This is a genomic window from Caulobacter sp. GW821-FHT09B08, assembly GCF_059418225.1.
Genome location: NZ_JBWKPL010000001.1, coordinates 142,219 through 160,677, shown reverse-complemented (window position 1 = coordinate 160,677; position 18,459 = coordinate 142,219). Strand labels below are relative to the sequence as shown.

The window sequence follows — 18,459 nt, the reverse complement described above, 5'->3', positions numbered from 1 at the left end:
GGGGCGGACAGGCGACGAAGTCGCCAGGTGGGGGCAAGTGCGTCGCGCCGGCGGCTCGGCTGATTGACTTCCCTCCGAACCCGCCATCCCATCCCCCCATGTCCACGACCACCACCTCGCCCACCGGCAGCGTCGCCACCGCCCTGGCCCACGCCAACCGCCTGCTGGCGACCAACCCCGCGATGGCCGCCGAGCAGGCCGTGGCGATCCTGGAGGCCGTGCCGCGTCATGCCGAGGCGACGATGATCCTGGCGACGGCCCTGCGGCTGCAGGGCGATCTGGCCAAGGCCCTGCGGGTGGTCGATCCCCTGTCGCGGGCCTTTCCGGGCGCGCCGCCGATCCAGCTGGAGCACGGCCTGATCCTGGCCGCCGCCGGCCAGACCCAGGGCGCCGTCGCCGCGTTCCGGCGCGCGGTCGCCGCCGATCCGAACCTGTCGCCGGCCTGGCGCGGCCTGGCCGAGGCCCTGGAGCTGCTGGGCGACGAGGCCGGCGCCGCCGACGCCCGCGCCCGCCAGATCAAGGGCGGGGTCCGCGACCCGGCCCTGATGGGGGCCGCCGCCGCCCTGGTCGACGGCAAGCCCGGCGAGGCCGAGAAGATCCTGACCGCCCTGCTGGCCGCGCGCCCCGACGAGCCGGCCGCCCTGCGCATGCTGGCCGAGGCCGTGGCCCGCCTGGGCCGCCAGGAGGAGGCCGAGGAGTTGCTGCGGCGCGCCTTGAACATCGCGTCCGACTTCGCCGCCGCCCGCCACAACCTGGCTACCGTGCTCTATCGCCAGGGCCGCTCGGAAGAGGCCCTGGCCGAGCTGGCGATCCTGCAGGCGGCCGACCCGCGCAACCCCGCCTACGACAACCTCAAGGCCGCCGCCCTGGCGCGGATCGGCGAGTACGGCCAGGCGGTGGCGATCTACGAGGACGTCCTGGCCCGTTTCCCCCAGCAGCCCAAGGGCTGGATGAGCTACGGCCATGCCCTGAAGACCGTAGGCCGGGCCGAGGACGCGGCGGCGGCCTATCGCAAGTCGGTCGACCTGGCGCCGACCCTGGGCGAGGCCTGGTGGAGCCTGGCCAACATGAAGACCTACCGCTTCGCCGAGGCCGACCTGGCGGCGATGGAGGCCGGACTGGCGGGCGAGGGCGTCTCGGAAGACGACCGCCTGCACCTGCACTACGCCCTGGGCAAGGCCCACGAGGACGCCGCCCGCTACGCCCAGTCGTTCGGCCACTACGAAAAGGGCGCGGCGATCCGGCGCGAGCAGATCGCCTACGACCCGTCGGTGATGCGCGAGCACGTGGCGCGCAGCAAGGCGGCGCTGAGCGCCCGGCTGTTCGCAGACCGGGCGGGGCAGGGCTGCCCGGCGCCCGATCCGATCTTTGTCCTGGGCCTGCCGCGCGCGGGCTCGACCCTGATCGAGCAGATCCTGGCCAGCCACTCGCAGGTCGAGGGCACCATGGAGCTGCCCGACATCGTCTCGATGGCCCGCCGCCTAGGCGGGGCCAAGACCAGCAAGGACGTCTCGGCCTATCCGGAGAACCTGGCCGAGCTGAGCGCCGACGAACTGGCGGCCCTGGGGCAGGAGTTTCTCGACCGCACCCGGGTGCAGCGCAAGACGGGCAAGCCGCTGTTCATCGACAAGATGCCCAACAACTTCGCCCACATCGGCCTGATCGCCCTGATGCTGCCCAACGCCAAGATCGTCGACGCGCGCCGCCACCCGATGGGCTGCTGCTTCTCGGGCTTCAAGCAGCACTTCGCCCGGGGCCAGAACTTCAGCTACGGCCTGGAGGACATCGGCCGCTACTACGCCGACTATGTGGAGCTGATGGCCCATTTCGACGCCGTACTGCCGGGCCGCGTGCACCGCGTGATCTACGAGGAGATGGTCGCCGATCCGGAGACCCAGATCCGCGCCCTGCTGGACTATTGCGGCCTGCCGTTCGAGGAAGCCTGCCTGAACTTCCACGAAAACGACCGCGCCGTGCGCACGGCCAGTTCAGAACAGGTCAGGCGGCCCATCTTCAAGGACGCCGTCGAGCATTGGCAGAACTACGAATCATGGCTGGACCCGCTGAAGACCGCCCTGGGTCCTGTCCTGGCCCGCTATCCCGCCGCGCCTGAATTTTGATCATCGGCCATCGCCGACGTAGCGGGCGGTCGCTGTCAGGGGTGTCAAAATTACGTCACTCGGCGTGTTTTACAGTCGTTCAATAGGTTGGCGCTTGCCGGTTCCCAAAACCAGGCGGAACCATGTTCTCCTAAAGTGGGGAGCGCGCATGATCTCGAAGAAACCTAGCAACCGGGGCCTGCTGACGGCGGCCCTGCTGACCTCGTCCATGCTGACCGGCGTTGCGGCCCACGCCCAGACGGCGCCGGCCGCGCCTTCGAGCGGCGCCGTGGCCCTGGAAGAGGTGGTGGTCACCGCCCAGAAGCGCTCGGAAAACCTGCAGGACGTGCCGATCAGCATCCAGGCGCTGGGGACCAAGACCCTGGAAGAGCGCCACATCGCGGGGCTGAACGACTACATCAAGTTCCTGCCCAGCGTGTCGATCCAGACCACCTCGCCGGGCTTCTCCAGCGTGTTCATGCGCGGCATCGTCAGCGGCGACAACGCCAACCACTCCGGCCCGCTGCCCACCGTCGGCACCTATCTGGACGAGCAGCCGATCACCACGATCCAGGGCGCGCTGGACCTGCACCTCTACGACATCGCCCGGGTGGAAGCCCTGGCCGGGCCGCAGGGCACGCTGTACGGCGCCAGCTCTCAGGCCGGCACGGTGCGGATCATCACCAACAAGCCCAGCACCGCGGGCTTCAGCGCCGGCTACGACATCGAGGCCAACAAGATCGCCCATGGCGACGCGGGCTATGTGGCCGAGGGCTTCTACAACCAGCCGCTCAGCGACACCGTGGCCGTGCGCCTGGTCGGCTGGGCCGAGCATGACGGCGGCTATATCGACAACGTCCCCGGCACGCGCACCTACCCGACCTCGGGCGTGACCGTGACCAACACCGACCGCGTCAAGGACGACTACAACGACGTCAAGACCTACGGCGCCCGCGCGGCCCTGCGCATGGAGTTCGGCGACGACTGGATCGTGACCCCCACGGTCATGGGCCAGCAGACCAAGGTCGGCGGCCTGTTCTCTTACGACCCGGCGGTGGGCGACCTGAAGGTGGCGCACTACTATCCGGAAACCTCGAACGACAAGTGGTGGCAGGCGGCCATGACCGTCGAGGGCAAGATCAGCAACCTCGACGTGGTCTATGCCGGCTCGTACCTGAAGCGCGACGTCGACACCCAGTCCGACTACACCGACTACTCGTACTTCTACGACACCCTGACCACCTACGGCGCCTACTGGACCGACGACCTGGGCAATCCGGTCGACCCGTCGCAGTACATCAAGGGCAACGACGCCTACACCAAGGTCAGCCACGAAATCCGCATCTCGACCCCGCAGGAGAACCGCCTGCGCTTCGTGGGCGGGGTGTTCTACCAGCGCCAGACCCACGGCATCACCCAGAACTACATCATCGACGCCATCGGCGAGTCGATCTCGGTGACCGGCTATCCGCACACCATCTGGCTGACCAAGCAGAAGCGCGTCGACCGCGACCAGGCCGTGTTCGGCGAGATCGCCTACGACATCACCGACAAGCTGACCGTCACCGGCGGCATCCGGTTCTTCAAGGCGCACAACACCCTGAAGGGCTTCTTCGGCTACGGCGCGGGCTACAGCTCCAACACCGGCGAGGCCCGCTGCTTCGCCGGCCAGGAAATCGCCGAGTCGCCCTGTACGAACCTGGACAAGGGCATCAAGGAAAACGGCAATTCGCCGAAGGTGAACGTCACCTACAAGATCGACCCGAACAAGCTGGTCTACGTCACCTATTCGGAAGGCTTCCGGCCGGGCGGCATCAACCGTCGCGGCACCATCCCGCCCTACACCGCCGACTATCTGAAGAACTACGAGGCGGGGTGGAAGACCTCGTGGCTGGACAACCGCATCCGCTGGAACGGCGCGGTCTATATCGAGAAGTGGAACGACTTCCAGGTGGGCCTCCTGGGCGCCAACGGCCTGACCGAGATTCACAACGCCGGCTCGGCCAAGGTCAAGGGCGTGGAGACCGACATCAACTGGGCCATCGCCGACGGCTGGACCCTGGCGGCCTCGGGCGCCTATACCAGCGCCCACCTGACCGAGAACTTCTGCCAGGACCTGGTGGGCGGCGTGCAGGTCACCGATTGCCCCACGCCCAACGCGCCCAAGGGCACGGTGCTGCCGATCACGCCCAAGCTGAAGCTCAACGCCACCACGCGCTACGAATGGGGCCTGGGCGACATCACCGCCCACGTCCAGGGCTCGGTCGTCTATCAGAGCGGCAGCTGGACCGACCTGCGCCTGGTCGAGCGCGAGATCATCGGCCGCCAGGAGGCCTATACGACGGCCGACTTCACCGCCGGCCTGGCGCGCGACAACTGGACGATCGAGGCCTACGTCAAGAACGCCTTCGACAAGCGCGCCAGCCTCTATCGCTACGCCGAGTGCATCGAGAGCGTCTGCGGCTCCAACCCCTACATCGTGCCCAACCAGCCCCGCCTGATGGGGCTCAAGTTCGGGCAGAAGTTCTAGGATCGCGAGGCTCCCTTCCCCCTTGATGGGGGAAGGGCCGGGGTTGGGGGTGATGCGGCGGTTCGGTCGCACGGGCCGTGGTCACCCCCACCCAACCCTCCCCCATCGAGGGGGAGGGCTCGCGACGATGGACGTCCGGTCCGCCCCGTGAAAGCGTAGCCATATGACGACGACCCAAGAGAAGGTCCCGATCCCTCAAGTCACGGGTCCAAAAGCCCTGGGCTTCTGGATGTGCACGGCCCTGGTGGTCGGCAACATGATCGGCTCGGGGGTGTTCATGCTGCCCGCGTCCCTGGCCCCCTACGGCTGGAACGCGGTGTTCGGCTGGCTGATCACCATCGCCGGCGGCCTGGCCCTGGCCTTCGTCTTCGCGGGCCTGTCGCGCGAGTTTCCCAAGGCCGGCGGGCCCTATGCCTACACCCAGGAAGCCTTCGGGCCGCTGGTCGGGTTCATGGTGGCGTGGAGCTACTGGATCTCGCTGTGGGTCGGCAACGCGGCCATCGCCACCGGGGCGGTCAGCTATCTGTCGGTGATCTTTCCGGCCATCGCCAAGGTTCCCGGCCTGCACATGCTGCTGACCCTGGCGGCGGTCTGGCTGATGGTGGGCGTCAATATCGTGGGCGCCCGCGCGGCCGGCGGGCTGCAGGTGGTGACCACGGTGCTGAAGCTGCTGCCGCTGGTGGCGGTGGCGGGCCTGGCCTTCTGGGTGATCGGCTCGGACGGCGGCGCCAGCCTGACGCCGTTCCACGCGTCCGACATCCATCCCGGCGGGATCACGGCGGCGGCCACCCTGACCCTGTGGGCGCTGCTGGGCCTGGAGTCGGCCACCGTGCCGGCCGGCAAGGTGGTGGACCCCACCCGCACCATCCCCCGCGCCACCCTGGCCGGGACAGTGTTCACCGGCCTGATCTACCTGCTGGTCTGTTCTGCCGTGGTGCTGCTGACGCCCGCCGACAGCCTGAAGGTCTCCAACGCCCCCCTGTCGGACTTCGTGGCCCTGCATTGGGGCGCGGCGGCGGGCAAGGTGCTGGCCCTGTTCGCGGCGATCAGCGCCTTCGGGGCCCTGAACGGCTGGGTGCTGCTGCAGGGCGAGATGCCCTACGCCATGGCCCGGGGCGGGGTGTTCCCGGCGTTCCTGGGCAAGGAATCCAAGCGCGGCGCGCCGGTGCGGGCCCACCTGATGTCGGCCGGTTTCCTGACCGTGCTGGTGGCGATGAACTACGCCAAGTCGATGGCCGAGGTCTTCACCTTCATCGCCCTTCTGGCCACCACGGCCTCGCTGTTCACCTATCTGGCCTGCGCCCTGGCGGCCCTGAAGCTGCAGGCGTCCAAGCGGATCAACCCGACCACGGCCCTGACCGTGGTGGCCATACTGGCGGGCGCCTATGCGGTCTTCACCCTGTTCGGCGCCGGCGGCCCGGCGGTGCTGTGGGGCGTCGTCCTGCTGGCCATCGGCGCGCCGTTCTACTGGCTGACGCGGGGGCGGTTGGGGGCGAAGACGGGGACACACACTCACCCCACCGCCTAGCCCTTTTCACACAGGTCGCGGGGTGAGTGTGTGTCCCCACCTCGATCCCCGGCCGCGCAGGATGAACACGATGATCCGCACCGCCCTGATGGCCGCAGCTCTCGCGCTGACCGCCTCCGCCGCCCAGGCCGCCCCCGTCTACGTCCACGCCGGCAAGCTGGTCGACACCCTGCAGGGCAAGGTGCTGACCGACCAGCTGATCAAGATCGACGGCGAGCGCGTGGTCTCGGTCGCGCCCTGGACCACGGCCCCCACCGACGGCGCGGTCATCGACTGGTCCAGGCGCATGGTGCTGCCCGGCCTGATCGACATGCACACCCACCTGGTCGACCAGGAGCAGACCGAAAACATCGCCGAGCCCCTGCTGACCACGGCCGCCTACCAGTCGTTCATCGCCGCCGCCCACGCCCGGGTAACGCTGGAGGCCGGCTTCACCAGCGTGCGCGACGTCGGCACCTGGCGGGCGTTCGGCGACGTGGCTCTGCGCGACGCCATCGACAATGGGCTGGTGCCCGGTCCGCGCATGTCGGTGGCCGGCGCCTACATCACCATCCCCGGTGGCGGGGGCGAGGTCACAGGCATCGCGGCCGATGTGGGCATCCCGCCCGAGATGCGGGTGGGGGTGGTGGAAGACGCCCCGGACGCCCGGCGCAAGGCCGCCAACATCCTGGCCCACCACGCCGACTTCCTGAAGCTGATCGCCACCGGCGCGGTCCTCACCGTCGGCACCGAGCCGGGCCAGCAGGAGCTGACCGAGGACGAGATGCGCGCCGCCGTCGACGAGGCCGCCCGGCGCGGGACCTACGCCACCGCCCACGCCCACGGGGCCGAGGGCATGAAGTCGGCCATGCGGGCGGGCGTCCGCTCGATCGAGCACGGCTCGCTGATGGACGACGAGGCCATCGCCATGATGAAGGCCAAGGGCGTCTTCCTGGTGGCCGACATCTATGACGGCGACTGGATCGACGAATACGGCAAGGCCCACGGCTGGCCGGCCGAGACCCTGCGCAAGAACTGGGAGACCACCGAGGCCCAGCGCGTGGGCTTCCGCAAGGCGGTCAAGGCCGGGGTCAAGATCGCCTACGGCACCGACGCGGGCGTCTATCCGCACGGCCTCAACGCCCGCCAGATGAAGTACATGGTCCAGTGGGGCATGACCCCCATGCAGGCGGTGCAGTCGGCCACCACGGTGGCCGCCGAACTGATGAAGAAGACCGACGTCGGCGCCGTGGCCCCCGGCCGCTACGCCGACCTGATCGCGGTGGACGGGGATGCGATGGCCGACATCACGGTGCTGGAGCACGTGGCCTCGGTGATGAAGGGCGGGGTGGTGGTGAAGTAGACCCAGGGCGCGGGCAAAGATGGGGACACACACTCGCCCCTCGGCCCTGCCGATTGAATCCGGGCCCTGCCGCGAGTGTGTGTCCCCCTCTCCGGGCGCCGCGCTGGCCCCGCAACCCTAAGCTTATGGTTAACCTTTCGGGCGCACCGTCCGTATCATGATCACCCGCCTGCTCATCGCGACCGGCCGCATGATCGTCTCCCTCGGCGAGATGCTGCCGCTGGGCGATCGTCTGCTGGACGACCGGTTCCGCGACGACGAGGGCGAGCACCTGATGTGGGGGCTGGGCTTCTATGTCAGCCTGGTCCTGGGCGCGGTGTCGCTCTTGGCCTGGCGCCACTGAACCCTTCGAATATCGCGACCGCGAACACTTCCGCCCGCTGATCGAGTCGTGGTGTCCGCGCCACCCCACGGCGCCGCTTTTCCTTACGCCGCAAGGCTTCGGCAACGCGAAAGCGGCCACAAAGTTGCCCGCCCATTCACCAAAAGACCGCTTGGCCCGGCTCCTGCAGTGTGCAATGCACAGGCGATGTTGCTGTGCAGCATCGAAACAGTTGTCACGCGGACGCGGTATGGCGGACGCTGAACGGGTACCAAGGAGTGCAAACCATGGCCGACGAACACACCTATTTCGTCCGACCTGTTTCGGGCGTCTGGCACGTGACCTGGAACGACGCGCCCGACCTGATCGGCTCCTATCCCGCCCAGCCCGAAGCCGTCGGCGTGGCCGAGATGCTGGCCCGCCACATGCGCACCCAGGGCAAGACCGCCCGCGTGCAGGTCTCCGAGCCGGAAGCCCGCCGCGCCAGCTGGGGCCGCACCAACCTCGGCGCCCAGGCGGCGGCCTAAGTCTTTCCTTCTCCCAGAGGGAGAAGGAGGGGCCCGCGCCGAAGGCGTGGGAGGATGAGGGGTTAAACCGCCAGCCGGCGCGCCGGCACGGCGCTTGTGTGCAATCGGTGAGGGCGTAACCCCTCACCCTCCCGCCACTCCGCGGCGGGCCCCTCCCTCTCCCTCTGGGAGAGGGTTTCTATTTGAGATACCCCGCCAGCAACCGCTCGGCGATGGCCCCCGCTTCGGCCGGGGTGAAGACCGTGTCGTCCAGGCACAGCTCCAGCCATAGTCCGTCCACGACCGCCGTCAGGCCGATGGCCGCCAGGCGAGCGTCGACCGCCGGGTCGCAGGCGGTCAGCAGTTCCTCCAGCCGGGCGCGATAGCCGGCATAGGTGCGCCGGTGGATGGCGGCGATGGCCTCGTTCACCTTCACCAGGCTCCAGAAGGCCAGCCACGTGGCCAGCAGGTGCGGGTCCAGCACCGGCGGGGCGAAGCTGGCCGTCAGATAGGCGGAGAGACGCTTGCGCGGGTCGTCGCCCGCCGCTTCGACGGCCGCCTCCAGGGCCGCGTCGATCAGGGCGCCGGTGGCCTCGTAGGCTTCGGCGATCAGGGCGTCGACCCCGTCGAAATAGTGCCGCAGCAGCCCCGCGCTGACCCCCGCCTCGGCGCAGATCGTCCGCACGGAGGCGCCGGCCACGCCCTTGGCGGCGAGGACGCGCGCGGCGGCCCCGATCAGGGCCGTGCGGCGCACGTCGGCGGCTTCGCGGGTGAAGGTGGCGCGGGTCATGGGTGAGGCCTACGTGCATTCCAGAAGGTTGTCATCCCGCCGGGACGCCCCCTCCGTCACGATGCGTATTCGCATCGCGCCACCTCCCCCGCTGCGCGGGTGAGGAGGATGCGGCGCCATCTCTTCTCCTCACCCGTGAAACGGGGGAGGTGGCGGGCGAAGCCCGACGGAGGGGGCGTCAAGGCGGCTACCACCCCTCCGGCGGCCGATGCAGCCGCGCCTGCGGGATCAGCGCCCGCATCTTGCGGCCGAAGCTGCGCAAGCTGACCTCCGTCTCCGCCAGCGGCCCCGCCGTGAAACTCCGAGACGCCATGCCCTGCTGCACGCGGGCGACCAGCTCGGTGTCCTCGGCGTTGACCTGGCGGTTGATGCGCCAGTTCAGATAGCGCGCCGCCTTCATCTCGCGCCGCTCGTCGGGCAGGGCGTAGGCGATCTCGCGGATCATGGTTTGGGTGGGCGAGACCGGGATGAACTGCATGAAGTCCACCTGGTCGGGATAGATGTCGAAGGCCTGGTTGGGCCAGAGCTTGAAATAGGTCCAAAGCCGCTTGCGCTCGGCCGGCAGGTGATCGACGTCGGGCAGCAGGTCCTGGTAGAGGCGCTCGGACGGATTGCGCGAGGGCTCGTCGATCAGCTGGCCCCACATCTTGTCGACCCAGGTCTGCGCTTCCACGCCATAGCCCTTGCCGAACAGGCGCGTCAGGCCCGGATGGGCGATGGGGATGTGCAGGCCGTCAGAATAGTTGTCGCTGATGTTCTTCCAGTTGACGTCGCGCGGCCGCAGGGTGACGCGGCCGAACGGGACCATCTCCTCGAAGCGGTAGGGCTCCAGCTCGTGGTCGTAGGGGGCCATCATGTCGGCCACCGAGGGACCGTCCCCCTCCAGCCGCACGAAGACGAAGCCGCGATAGACCTCGACGTCGACCGGGGCCAGGCCCTGCTCCTCCAGCTTGAGCGCCGGATAGGTCTCGCGGTGCGGCACGCCGATCAGCTGGCCGTCCAGGCTGTAGGTCCAGGCGTGATAGGGGCAGACCACCCGCGCGCAATGGCCGCTGGGGCCGTCCAGCAGCCGCGCGGCGCGATGGCGGCAGACATTGGCGAAGGCCTTGACCCCACCGTCCTTGCCGCGCAGCACCACGGTGCTCTCGCCCAGGAAGTCGAAGGTGTGGAAGTCGCCGGCCTTGGGGATGTCGTTCAGGTGGCAGACGATCTGCCAGGACGGGCGCAGGACCTTGTCCTGTTCCTCGCGAAAGAACCGGGCGTTGTCGTAGAGCCAGCCGGGGAGGCCCCAGTCGGAATCGGGGTCGTGGTTGGGGAGGTTCAGGTCCATCACCGCCACTCCTCAAATCCCAACATCCCGGCGAAGGCCGGGACCCAAGCCGAGGTGGCGGGAAGATCATTGCCGCTCGATCGTCCGCGGCCTTTCTGACAGTCAGCTTGGGTCCCGGCCTTCGCCGGGATGTTGGAGCTGAGAGGGAGGTCGCAACCCATCACCGCCCCACCACGCTCAGCTTCACCGCCGTTCCGAAGTCCCGGTCGCGCAGGATCTCCCGCGCCGCGTTGCGTCCCGGATTACCCGACACCCCGCCGCCCGGATGGCACCCCGCCCCGCACATGTAGAGCCCCTTGATCGGCGCGCGGTGGCTCGCATGCCCCAGCACCGGCCGGGCCGCCCACAGCTGGTCCAGCGACATGTGGCCGTGCATGATGTCGCCGTTCACCAGGCCGAACTTCCGCTCCAGGTCCACCGGCGACAGGATCATCCGCCCCAGGACCGACGCCTTGAAGTTGGGGGCCCACTGGTTGACCGTGTCGATGATCAGGTCGGCGGCGGCCTCGCGTTCGTCGTCCCAGGCGCGGCCGTCGGGCAGGTTCCAGGCGAACTGCTGGCAGAACAGGCTGGCCACGTGCTGGCCGGGCGGGGCCAGGGTGTCGTCCAGGGTCGAGGGGATCAGGATCTCGACGATGGGCTTCTTGGAAATCCCCGTCGCCTTGGCGTCGCGATAGGCCTCGTCCATGTAGTCCAGGGTCGGCGACAGCACGATGCCGCACTGGTGGTGCTCGGCCACGGCCTTGCCGGGCAGGCAGGTGAAGTCGGGCAGCTCCGACAGGGCCACGTTCATGCGGAAGGTGCCCGAGCCGTTCTTGTAGCCCTTGATCGCCTTCTTGAACGGGGCGGGCAGGGCCGAGGGCGGCACCAGCGAGCCGTACAGCAGCGACGGATTGAGGTTGGAGCTGATGATCGGGGCCATGATCTGGGTGCCGTCGACCAGCTGCACGCCCACGGCGCGCTTGCCGCCGCCTTTCGGGCTGTCCTCGACGTGGATGCCCTCGACCTTGGCGCCGGTCAGGATGTCCACGCCCTTGGCGCGGCAGGCTTTCGCCATGGCCTGGGTGATGGCCCCCATGCCGCCCACCGCGTGGCCCCAGGCGCCCTTCTTGCCGTTCACCTCGCCGAAGGTGTGGTGCAGCAGGACGTAGGCCGAGCCGGGGGTGTCGGGGCTGGCGAAGTTGCCGACCACGGCGTCGAAGCCGAAGCTGGCCTTGACCGCGTCGCTCTCGAACCAGCCGTCCAGGAAGTCGCGGGCGCTCTTGGTGAAGAGGTCCAGCAGGTCGCGCTTGCGCTCGCGCGACAGCATGGCCATCCGCCCGCCCTGGCGCAGGGCCCGCAGCAGGCCCGGCAGGCCGTCGCCCAGGTTCGGCGGGGTCTCGCCGGCGAAGTCGCGCAGCACGTCGCCGATCTCGTCCAGCATGGCGTAGTAGGCGGGCAGCCGCTCGGCGTCCTTCTCGGAGAACTTGCGGAACTCGGCTTGCGTGCGCTCCAGCCCGCCGCCCAGCTTGATGTAGGTGCTGTCGTCGATGGGCAGGAAGTTGGAGATCGGCCGCTCCAGGATCCGCAGGCCGTGGCCGTGCAGGTCCATGTCGGCGATGACCTTGGGGCTGAGCAGGCTGACGGTGTAGCTGGCGACGGAGTTGCGGAAGCCGGGGTGGAATTCCTCGGTGACGGCGGCCCCGCCGACCACGTCGCGGGCCTCGCAGACCGTGACCTTCAGTCCGGCGCTGGCCAGGTAGAAGGCGCAGACCAGCCCGTTGTGGCCCCCGCCGATGATGACGGCGTCGCGTTGCTGGGTTCCGGCCATGGTCTTACTCCCCCGAGGTGTGGAGGGAGGTTGCTATACGGGTGTAAAATAAGCAAGGGAAAGTCCGGGGATCACCCACTTGCCCCCACCTGGCGGCTTCGCCGCCTGTCCGCCCCCGTAGGGGGCGGAGGACCTGAACGCGTCCGTGGGGGCAAGTGAGCGCCCGAACTAGCCCTTACACAGCTTATGGAAGTCCACGGCCATGTCGTTGAGCGCGTCGGCGAAGGCGTCGTCGACCAGGCGGCGCAGCTCGGCTTCGCTGCTGGACCAGTTCATCACCGTCAGGGCGCCGCGATAGTCGCGTTCCACCACCGGCGCGCCGGCCCGCTCGGCGCGGACATGGACGACCACGTTGGCGACCTTGTTGGTCGAGACGCTGGTCAGCCAGGCCGAGCGCAGGGCCACCTTGGCCACCACCGCCTCGCCCGTGGGGGCGGCGTCCTTGTCGAACGCCACGCCCACGCCGCGCGCCTGCAGGCCGCCGAGGATCGAGGTCAGCCACACCGTGGTGTCCTCCGGGGCCTTTACCGCCCGCCCGCCGACGATCCCCAGCAGCTGGGGCTCGCGACGGGTGTCGGTCAGCTCGGCGACGGCGACCTTGCAGGTCACGGGCGGCGCCGTGACCGGCAGGCCGGCCTTGGTCTGGGCCTTGGCCAGAGCCTTGGCTTCCGCTTGAGCCTTGGCCGTGGTGGCCACCGGCACGCGGTCGACGAAGGTGGAGCTCACCGCCACCGGCGGCTGGCTGGCGCAGGCCGCCAGCGACAGGGCCGCCCCGGCCGACGCCAGGCCGGTCAGGAGTTTGGAAGCGCGCATGCCCGGACCTATTCGGCCAGGGTCTTGGCGCGCACCAGCACGCCGTTGAACAGCAGCGTGCCCTCCGGCGTCTCTTCCTGGATGCGACCGCCGTAGCCGCCCAGCATCACGAACTTCTTGTCGCGGGCGTTCATCGGCTTGACGTCGGCGGCCTTGATCTCCAGGGCGCGCGGGGCCAGCTGGCCGACCTGGTCGAAGGCTTCGGCCAGGGCCTTGCGGGCCAGCTTGCCGTCGTCCTTGGCCCAGCGGGCGGCGTTGTCCTTCTCTTCTTTCGAAGCGCCGGCCAGGGTGATCACGCTGGTCACGGTCTGGCTGTAGATCAGGTACTTGGGCGCCAGGCGGGCGGCGGCGTCCTTGCCGGCCGGGTTGGCCTTGTTGGCCACCTGGATGTTCAGCGACACCCGGATGCTCGAGAAGTCGGGCGAGGCGTCGTAGGTGTATTCGAAGAAGGCCACCTGCGGGGCGGCGGCGGCGTCCAGAGCCGCGCCCTTGCCGGCCGGGGTGTTGTCGCGACCGAAGGTCTGGGCGGGCGCCTGCAGCCAGGCGGTCTTGGCGACGATGGCCTTGCTGGTCTCGACGGCCAGGGTGTCGACGTCATAGCCGGTCAGGGACTCGCGCATCGGCTGGATGGCGATCTCGGCGCGCTTGGCGCGGTCGGAATTGACCTTGGCGTCGATCAGGGCGCCCAGCAGGCCGCCGCCGGTGGCGACCACGATGTTGGACTGGTTGATGTCGGACTTCATCTCGGTCTGCGAGACCAGCACCTGCACCGAGCGACCGCCCTCGACGGTCTTGGCCGTCTCCGGGAAGACGTATTTGGGATCGGCGGCGGCCGCCGGCAGGGCGACGGACAGGCTGAAGGCGGCGACAACGGCGCCGTAAACGAAAGCTCTCACTAGGATTCCCCCCTAAAGCACGCATTCCGGCACTGGCGCCGGGACCGTATGGTCAAGCTGTGCACCAGATTTCGGAGGTTGTGGCAAGGGGGCGCGCAACCGGTGTCAGTGGGGCCCCTCGGGCGTCTGGGGATAAGTTTCAGGCCCGCTCCGCCTTCCCCCGCGCCGTCAGCCAGTACATCACCGGGGTGGCCACTCGCGACAGCACGGTGGAGGTGATCAGTCCACCGATGATCACGATGGCCAGGGGCGAATAGAGGCCCGAGCCCTCCAGCGCCAGGGGCAGCAGGCCGCCGATGGCCGTGACGCTGGTCAGCAGCACCGGCAGGAACCGCACCTCGCCGGCCTTTTCGATGGCGTCGTGCAGGCCCATGCCGTCGCGCCGCAACTGCTCGGTGAAGTCGACCAGCAGGATCGAGTTCTTGATCTCGATGCCGATGAGGGCGATCAGCCCGATGGTCGCGGTGAAGCTCAGCGAATAGCCGGTGATCCACAGGGCCGCGACGGCGCCGAACAGGCCGAACGGGATGATGCCGGCCACCACCAGGGCGGTCTTGAACTTCTGGAACTCCAGGACCAGCACGGCCAGGATCCCGAACACCGCCACCATCACCGCCGCCCCCAGCCCCGAGAAGCTCTCCGACTGCGCCTCGGCCTGGCCGCCCAGGCTCAGCACATAGCCGGGCGGCATCGGCAGGTCGCGGTTCAGGCGCGCGAGCGCGTCCTGCGTGACCTTGGCGGTCAGGAAGCCGGTCTGGACGTAGGACGTCACCGTCACCGTCCGCTGGCGGTCGAAGCGGTCGATCCGCGCGGGGCTGGAGCGCAGGGCGGGCTGGGCGATGGCCCCCAGAGGCGCGGCCTCGCCCTCGGCGGTGGGCACATAGACCTTGGACAGGTCGGCCAGGGCGTTGTGGTCGCCGGCCTGCAGGGCGCCGGAGGTGGCCATCGGCAGGCGCACCTTCACCGCGTAATCGTCGCCGTCGGCGTCGCGGAAGCGACCGGTCTCCTCGCCCGACAGGGCCAGGCGGGCCACGCGGCGCGGCGCCCCGGCCGGCACGCCCAGGGCCGCGGCCTTGCCCTCGTCGACGCCGAGGTCGAGGTCGGTGCGGTCGAGACGTATGGGGTTGTTGACGTCGCGCGTGCCGGGCGTGGCCTTCAGGATCGCCTCGGTGCGGGCGGCCAGGGCCTTCAGCACGTCCAGGTCGCGGCCGGTCAGGCGGATGGCCACCGGGGCCTCGATGGGCGGGCCGTTCTCGAAGGTGATCACGCTGATCCGCGCTCCGGGGAAGCGGGCGAAGTCGGCGCGCAGGCGGTCCAGCACCTGGTCGCTCTGCCCTGGCTCCCAGGCCTTCAGGCTGGCGAACACCTCGGCATAGGTGGTGGAGCTCTCGTGCTGGGACTGGTTGTAGAAGATCTGGGGATTGCCGCGCCCCAGGTTGTCGGCGTGCCAGATGATCTTGGGCTCGGCCGACAGGCGCGTCTCGACGAAGCGCAGGGCCCGGTCGGTGCGCGACAGCGGACTGCCGTTGGGCGTCTCGACGCGGATCAGAAACTGCGGGGTCTCGGCGGCGGGGAACAGGGACGAGCCGACGATCTTCAGCATCGGGACGGTGGTGGCGCACAGGGCCAGCATGATCGCCAGCGACAGCCACGGCCGGGCCAGGCCGAAGTGCAGCACCGGCCGGTAGAAGCGGTGGATGCCGCCGTTCACCGCCTGGAGCAGGCGGTTGCCCTCCGGGTCGGAATGCTTGTCCAGCACGCGGCTGGCCAGGAACGGGATGATGGTCATCGACACCACCAGCGAGGCGCCCACGGTGCACAGCACCGTCACCGGCAGCGACTTGATATAGGCCCCCGAGCCGGCCGGCAGGGCCATCAGCGGCAGGAAGGCCAGCATCAGGGTGGCGGTGCAGCCCAGCACGGCCAGGGCGATCTGGCGCGTGCCGTTCACCGCCGCCTCGGTGCGCTCCTCGCCCTCGCGAATCCGGCGGGCGATGTTCTCGGTGATGACGATGCTGTCGTCGACCAGCAGGCCCAGGGCCAGCACGAAGCCGGCGATCGACAGCTGGTTCAGGGTGAAGCCGAACGCCTGCAGCAGGGTCAGGCCGATCAGCAGGGACAGCGGGATCGACACCATCACCACCAGGCCCGCGCGCGGCCCCAGCGGCAGCAGGGTGATCAGCACCAGCACGAGAGCGATGCCGAAGTCGCGGAAGAGGTTGCCCAGGCGGTGTTCGACGTTCCTGGCCTGGACGAAGCCGCGCTCCAGCTTCACCCCGGCCGGCAGGGTCTTTTCGTAGTCGTCCAGCACCTTGTCGACGGCCTTGGTGATGCGGGCCACGTCCTGGCCGTCCTTCTGGGTGACGGTGACGAAGACGGCGCGCTTGCCGTTGAAGCGGGTCAGGTGGGTGGGTTCGTCCTGGGCCCAGGCCACCTGAGCCACGTCGCGCACACGCACCACCTGGCCGCCGATGGAGCGGACGGGGGTGTTCTTCACCGTCTCCAGGTCGCGGAAGGCCCCGCCGGACTTGACGTTGAAGCGCCGCTCGCCGGCCTGGACCGCGCCGATGGGGGCCTCGGCGCCGGCCGCCTTCAGGGCGTCGGAGACGGCGGTGGCGGGCAGCTTGAGCGCCGACAGACGGGCCAGGTCCAGCGACACCCGCACCTCGCTGGGCGGCGTGCCCCAGTATTCGGACCGGCGAACCCCGGGCACGCGGTCGATCTGCTCGCGCAGCCGGTCGGCCACCTTCTCCAGGCGCCGCATGGGCAGGGTGTCGCTGACGAGGGCGGTCTGGATGACGGCCACCTCGGTGGTGCGCACCCGCTCGATCTCCAGCCGCGCCAGGCCGGCGGGCAGGTTGCCCCGGATGGCGTTCACCTCGCGCACCACCTGGTCGTACTTGCGCTCGGGATCGACGTTCCAGGTGAAGTGGACGCCGACCACGGCCGCGCCGTCGGCGCTGGTGGAGATCACCTTGTCGATGTCGTCCAGGCCGTAGACGGCGTCCTCGATGGGGTGGGCGACCAGCTGCTCCATCTCGGCCGGCTCGGCCCCGGGCAGCACGGCGCGGATCACCACGATGGGCACGGGGAAGTGCGGGTCCTCCGAGCGCGGCACGCTGAAAAAGGCGTTGAGGCCCAGCATCACCAGCAGGCCGAAGGCGACCAGGGTGAACTGCCAGCGATGGACGGCGAAACCGGCGAGGTCGAACTTCATTGGGGGGCTCCCCCAACCCTAACGGCCGTCATTCCCGCCCTTGTGGCGGGAACCCCTCTGTCCGCCGCAGGTGCGGAGGGGGCGGACCGCCAGCGGTCCGCTTGCGCTTCACTCGCGGGCTGAACCAGGGGTTCCCGCCACAAGGGCGGGAATGACGGCGGAAAGGTGGAGGGCAGGGAGGACGCGGTCATGGCGCTCATCGCCCGCCCGCCTTCCCCAGCGCCTTGGGATCGGTCACCGTCACCCGGTCCCCGTCCGAGACGAACCCCGCCCCGGCGGTGATCACCCGCGTCCCGTCGGCCAGGCCCGCCACCAGGGCGTCGTCGCCGTCGAAGCCGCCGAACCTCACCGCCGTGCGGCGCGCCCGTCCGTTGTCCAGCCGCAGCACCGAGGCCTTGTCGCCGGTGGCCTCCAGCACCGCCTCGGCGGGGATGCGCGAGAAGGCCGTCGTGGTCGCGGCCGCGCGGCTGGCGATGTGGGCGCTGGCGATCTGGCCGCTGCGCAGGTCGGGCCGGGCGGCGACCTCGATCTCGACCGTGACGGCGCCGGTGCGGGCGTCGGCCGACTGGCCCACGCGGGTGACGCGGCCGGTCAGGATCTGGCCCGGCAGGGCGTCCACCGTGACCTCGACCGGCGCGCCTACGCCGATCCCGGCCACCTCGCGGTCGGGCAGGGGCACGCGCAGCACCAGGGGACTGTTCAGGTCGGCGACGCTGACCACGGCCTGGCCGGGCTGCACCACCTCGCCGACCTGGGCCTTGCGCTCCAGCACCACCCCCGAGGCGGGCGAGACCAGCTGGGCCCAGCGGCGGTCGAAGGCGGCGCCGTTGTAGGCGGCGGAGGCCGAGCGCACGGCGCTCTCGGCGTCGTCCAGCCGGGCCTTGGCCACATAGCCCTTGGCGTAGAGGGTCTTGGCGCGCTCCAGGTCGCGGCGGGCCTTTTCGAGGTCGGCCGACGAGGCCTGCTGGCGGGCGTCGACGCCGGCGGGGTCGATGGCGGCCAGCACCTGGCCGGCGCGGACGGGATCGCCGGCCTCGACCCCGACCCGGGTCAGCACCCCGGCGATGCGGAACGACAGCGCCATCTCGCGGCGCCGCTCCAGGGTCCCGGTGGCGGTGACCCCGCCGGCGGCGCGCGGCGCGGCCACGGCCACGGCCTCCACCGCCTGAGGCGGCGGCGGGGCGGGCGGGGTCTTGGCGGGGCCGCAGGCGGCGAGGGCGAGGATAGCGAAGGCCAACCCGCGGCCGATTCCCCAACGGTTGTCATCCCGGAAGCC

At 69.8% G+C, this 18,459-nt stretch carries 13 protein-coding genes; 6 read left to right on the top strand and 7 right to left on the bottom strand.

Annotation, left to right across the window (positions count from 1 at the left end):
- Positions 1 to 98 precede the first annotated feature (98 nt).
- The 6 genes from AC07OA_RS00790 to AC07OA_RS00765 all read left to right on the top strand — a co-directional run bounded on the left by AC07OA_RS00790 (position 99) and on the right by AC07OA_RS00765 (position 8,348).
- Positions 99 to 2,120: a tetratricopeptide repeat-containing sulfotransferase family protein gene (locus tag AC07OA_RS00790; protein WP_494661852.1), complete on the top strand. Its 2,022-nt coding sequence runs from the start codon at positions 99 to 101 to the stop codon at positions 2,118 to 2,120.
- 148 nt (positions 2,121 to 2,268) lie between these two features.
- A complete protein-coding gene (locus tag AC07OA_RS00785) occupies positions 2,269 to 4,629 on the top strand; it encodes a TonB-dependent receptor (RefSeq protein ID WP_494661851.1) in 2,361 nt (786 codons plus the stop codon).
- A gap of 163 nt (positions 4,630 to 4,792) precedes the next feature.
- Positions 4,793 to 6,157 (top strand): amino acid permease, encoded by a 1,365-nt coding sequence (locus tag AC07OA_RS00780; RefSeq protein WP_494661850.1) that lies wholly within the window; start codon positions 4,793 to 4,795, stop codon positions 6,155 to 6,157.
- Positions 6,158 to 6,227: 70 nt separating this feature from the next.
- Positions 6,228 to 7,499, top strand: a complete 1,272-nt coding sequence (locus tag AC07OA_RS00775) for a Xaa-Pro dipeptidase (RefSeq protein WP_494661849.1) — start codon at positions 6,228 to 6,230, stop codon at positions 7,497 to 7,499.
- Positions 7,500 to 7,656: 157 nt separating this feature from the next.
- Positions 7,657 to 7,842 carry a hypothetical protein gene (locus AC07OA_RS00770; RefSeq protein WP_494661848.1) on the top strand — a complete coding sequence of 62 codons (186 nt, stop codon included), beginning with the start codon at positions 7,657 to 7,659 and terminating at the stop codon, positions 7,840 to 7,842.
- Positions 7,843 to 8,108: 266 nt separating this feature from the next.
- Entirely contained in the window at positions 8,109 to 8,348 is a 240-nt protein-coding gene (locus tag AC07OA_RS00765) for a hypothetical protein (RefSeq protein ID WP_494661847.1), read from the top strand.
- Positions 8,349 to 8,526: 178 nt separating this feature from the next.
- On the opposite strand, the gene AC07OA_RS00760 is transcribed toward AC07OA_RS00765, so the two are convergent.
- The 7 genes from AC07OA_RS00760 to AC07OA_RS00730 form a co-directional block, all read right to left on the bottom strand.
- The gene (locus tag AC07OA_RS00760) at positions 8,527 to 9,117 is read right to left on the bottom strand and encodes a TetR family transcriptional regulator C-terminal domain-containing protein (RefSeq protein WP_494661846.1); all 591 of its coding nucleotides are present in this window, start codon (positions 9,115 to 9,117) and stop codon (positions 8,527 to 8,529) included.
- 187 nt (positions 9,118 to 9,304) lie between these two features.
- Positions 9,305 to 10,447, bottom strand: coding sequence for an aromatic ring-hydroxylating oxygenase subunit alpha (locus tag AC07OA_RS00755; protein ID WP_494661845.1), 1,143 nt, complete (start codon positions 10,445 to 10,447; stop codon positions 9,305 to 9,307).
- Between the two features lie 160 nt (positions 10,448 to 10,607).
- Entirely contained in the window at positions 10,608 to 12,257 is a 1,650-nt protein-coding gene (locus tag AC07OA_RS00750) for a phytoene desaturase family protein (protein WP_494661844.1), read from the bottom strand.
- Positions 12,258 to 12,425: 168 nt separating this feature from the next.
- Positions 12,426 to 13,070, bottom strand: a complete 645-nt coding sequence (locus tag AC07OA_RS00745) for a hypothetical protein (protein ID WP_494661843.1) — start codon at positions 13,068 to 13,070, stop codon at positions 12,426 to 12,428.
- 8 nt (positions 13,071 to 13,078) lie between these two features.
- The gene (locus AC07OA_RS00740; protein ID WP_494661842.1) at positions 13,079 to 13,966 is read right to left on the bottom strand and encodes a hypothetical protein; all 888 of its coding nucleotides are present in this window, start codon (positions 13,964 to 13,966) and stop codon (positions 13,079 to 13,081) included.
- Positions 13,967 to 14,105: 139 nt separating this feature from the next.
- Entirely contained in the window at positions 14,106 to 17,183 is a 3,078-nt protein-coding gene (locus tag AC07OA_RS00735; protein ID WP_494661841.1) for an efflux RND transporter permease subunit, read from the bottom strand.
- Positions 17,184 to 17,379: 196 nt separating this feature from the next.
- On the bottom strand, positions 17,380 to 18,420 hold the full coding sequence (locus tag AC07OA_RS00730; RefSeq protein ID WP_494661840.1) for an efflux RND transporter periplasmic adaptor subunit: 1,041 nt from the start codon (positions 18,418 to 18,420) through the stop codon (positions 17,380 to 17,382).
- Between the last annotated feature and the right edge of the window lie 39 nt (positions 18,421 to 18,459).

Excerpts from the sequence above, each read along its gene's own strand:
- AC07OA_RS00745 (WP_494661843.1), bottom strand. The coding sequence starts at position 13,070 with ATGCGCGCTTCCAAACTCCTGACCGGCCTGGCGTCGGCCGGGGCGGCC.
- AC07OA_RS00780 (WP_494661850.1), top strand. The coding sequence starts at position 4,793 with ATGACGACGACCCAAGAGAAGGTCCCGATCCCTCAAGTCACGGGTCCA.
- AC07OA_RS00790 (WP_494661852.1), top strand. The coding sequence starts at position 99 with ATGTCCACGACCACCACCTCGCCCACCGGCAGCGTCGCCACCGCCCTG.
- AC07OA_RS00755 (WP_494661845.1), bottom strand. The coding sequence starts at position 10,447 with ATGGACCTGAACCTCCCCAACCACGACCCCGATTCCGACTGGGGCCTC.
- AC07OA_RS00735 (WP_494661841.1), bottom strand. The coding sequence starts at position 17,183 with ATGAAGTTCGACCTCGCCGGTTTCGCCGTCCATCGCTGGCAGTTCACC.
- AC07OA_RS00760 (WP_494661846.1), bottom strand. The coding sequence starts at position 9,117 with ATGACCCGCGCCACCTTCACCCGCGAAGCCGCCGACGTGCGCCGCACG.
- AC07OA_RS00750 (WP_494661844.1), bottom strand. The coding sequence starts at position 12,257 with ATGGCCGGAACCCAGCAACGCGACGCCGTCATCATCGGCGGGGGCCAC.
- AC07OA_RS00770 (WP_494661848.1), top strand. The coding sequence starts at position 7,657 with ATGATCACCCGCCTGCTCATCGCGACCGGCCGCATGATCGTCTCCCTC.
- AC07OA_RS00765 (WP_494661847.1), top strand. The coding sequence starts at position 8,109 with ATGGCCGACGAACACACCTATTTCGTCCGACCTGTTTCGGGCGTCTGG.
- AC07OA_RS00785 (WP_494661851.1), top strand. The coding sequence starts at position 2,269 with ATGATCTCGAAGAAACCTAGCAACCGGGGCCTGCTGACGGCGGCCCTG.
- AC07OA_RS00775 (WP_494661849.1), top strand. The coding sequence starts at position 6,228 with ATGATCCGCACCGCCCTGATGGCCGCAGCTCTCGCGCTGACCGCCTCC.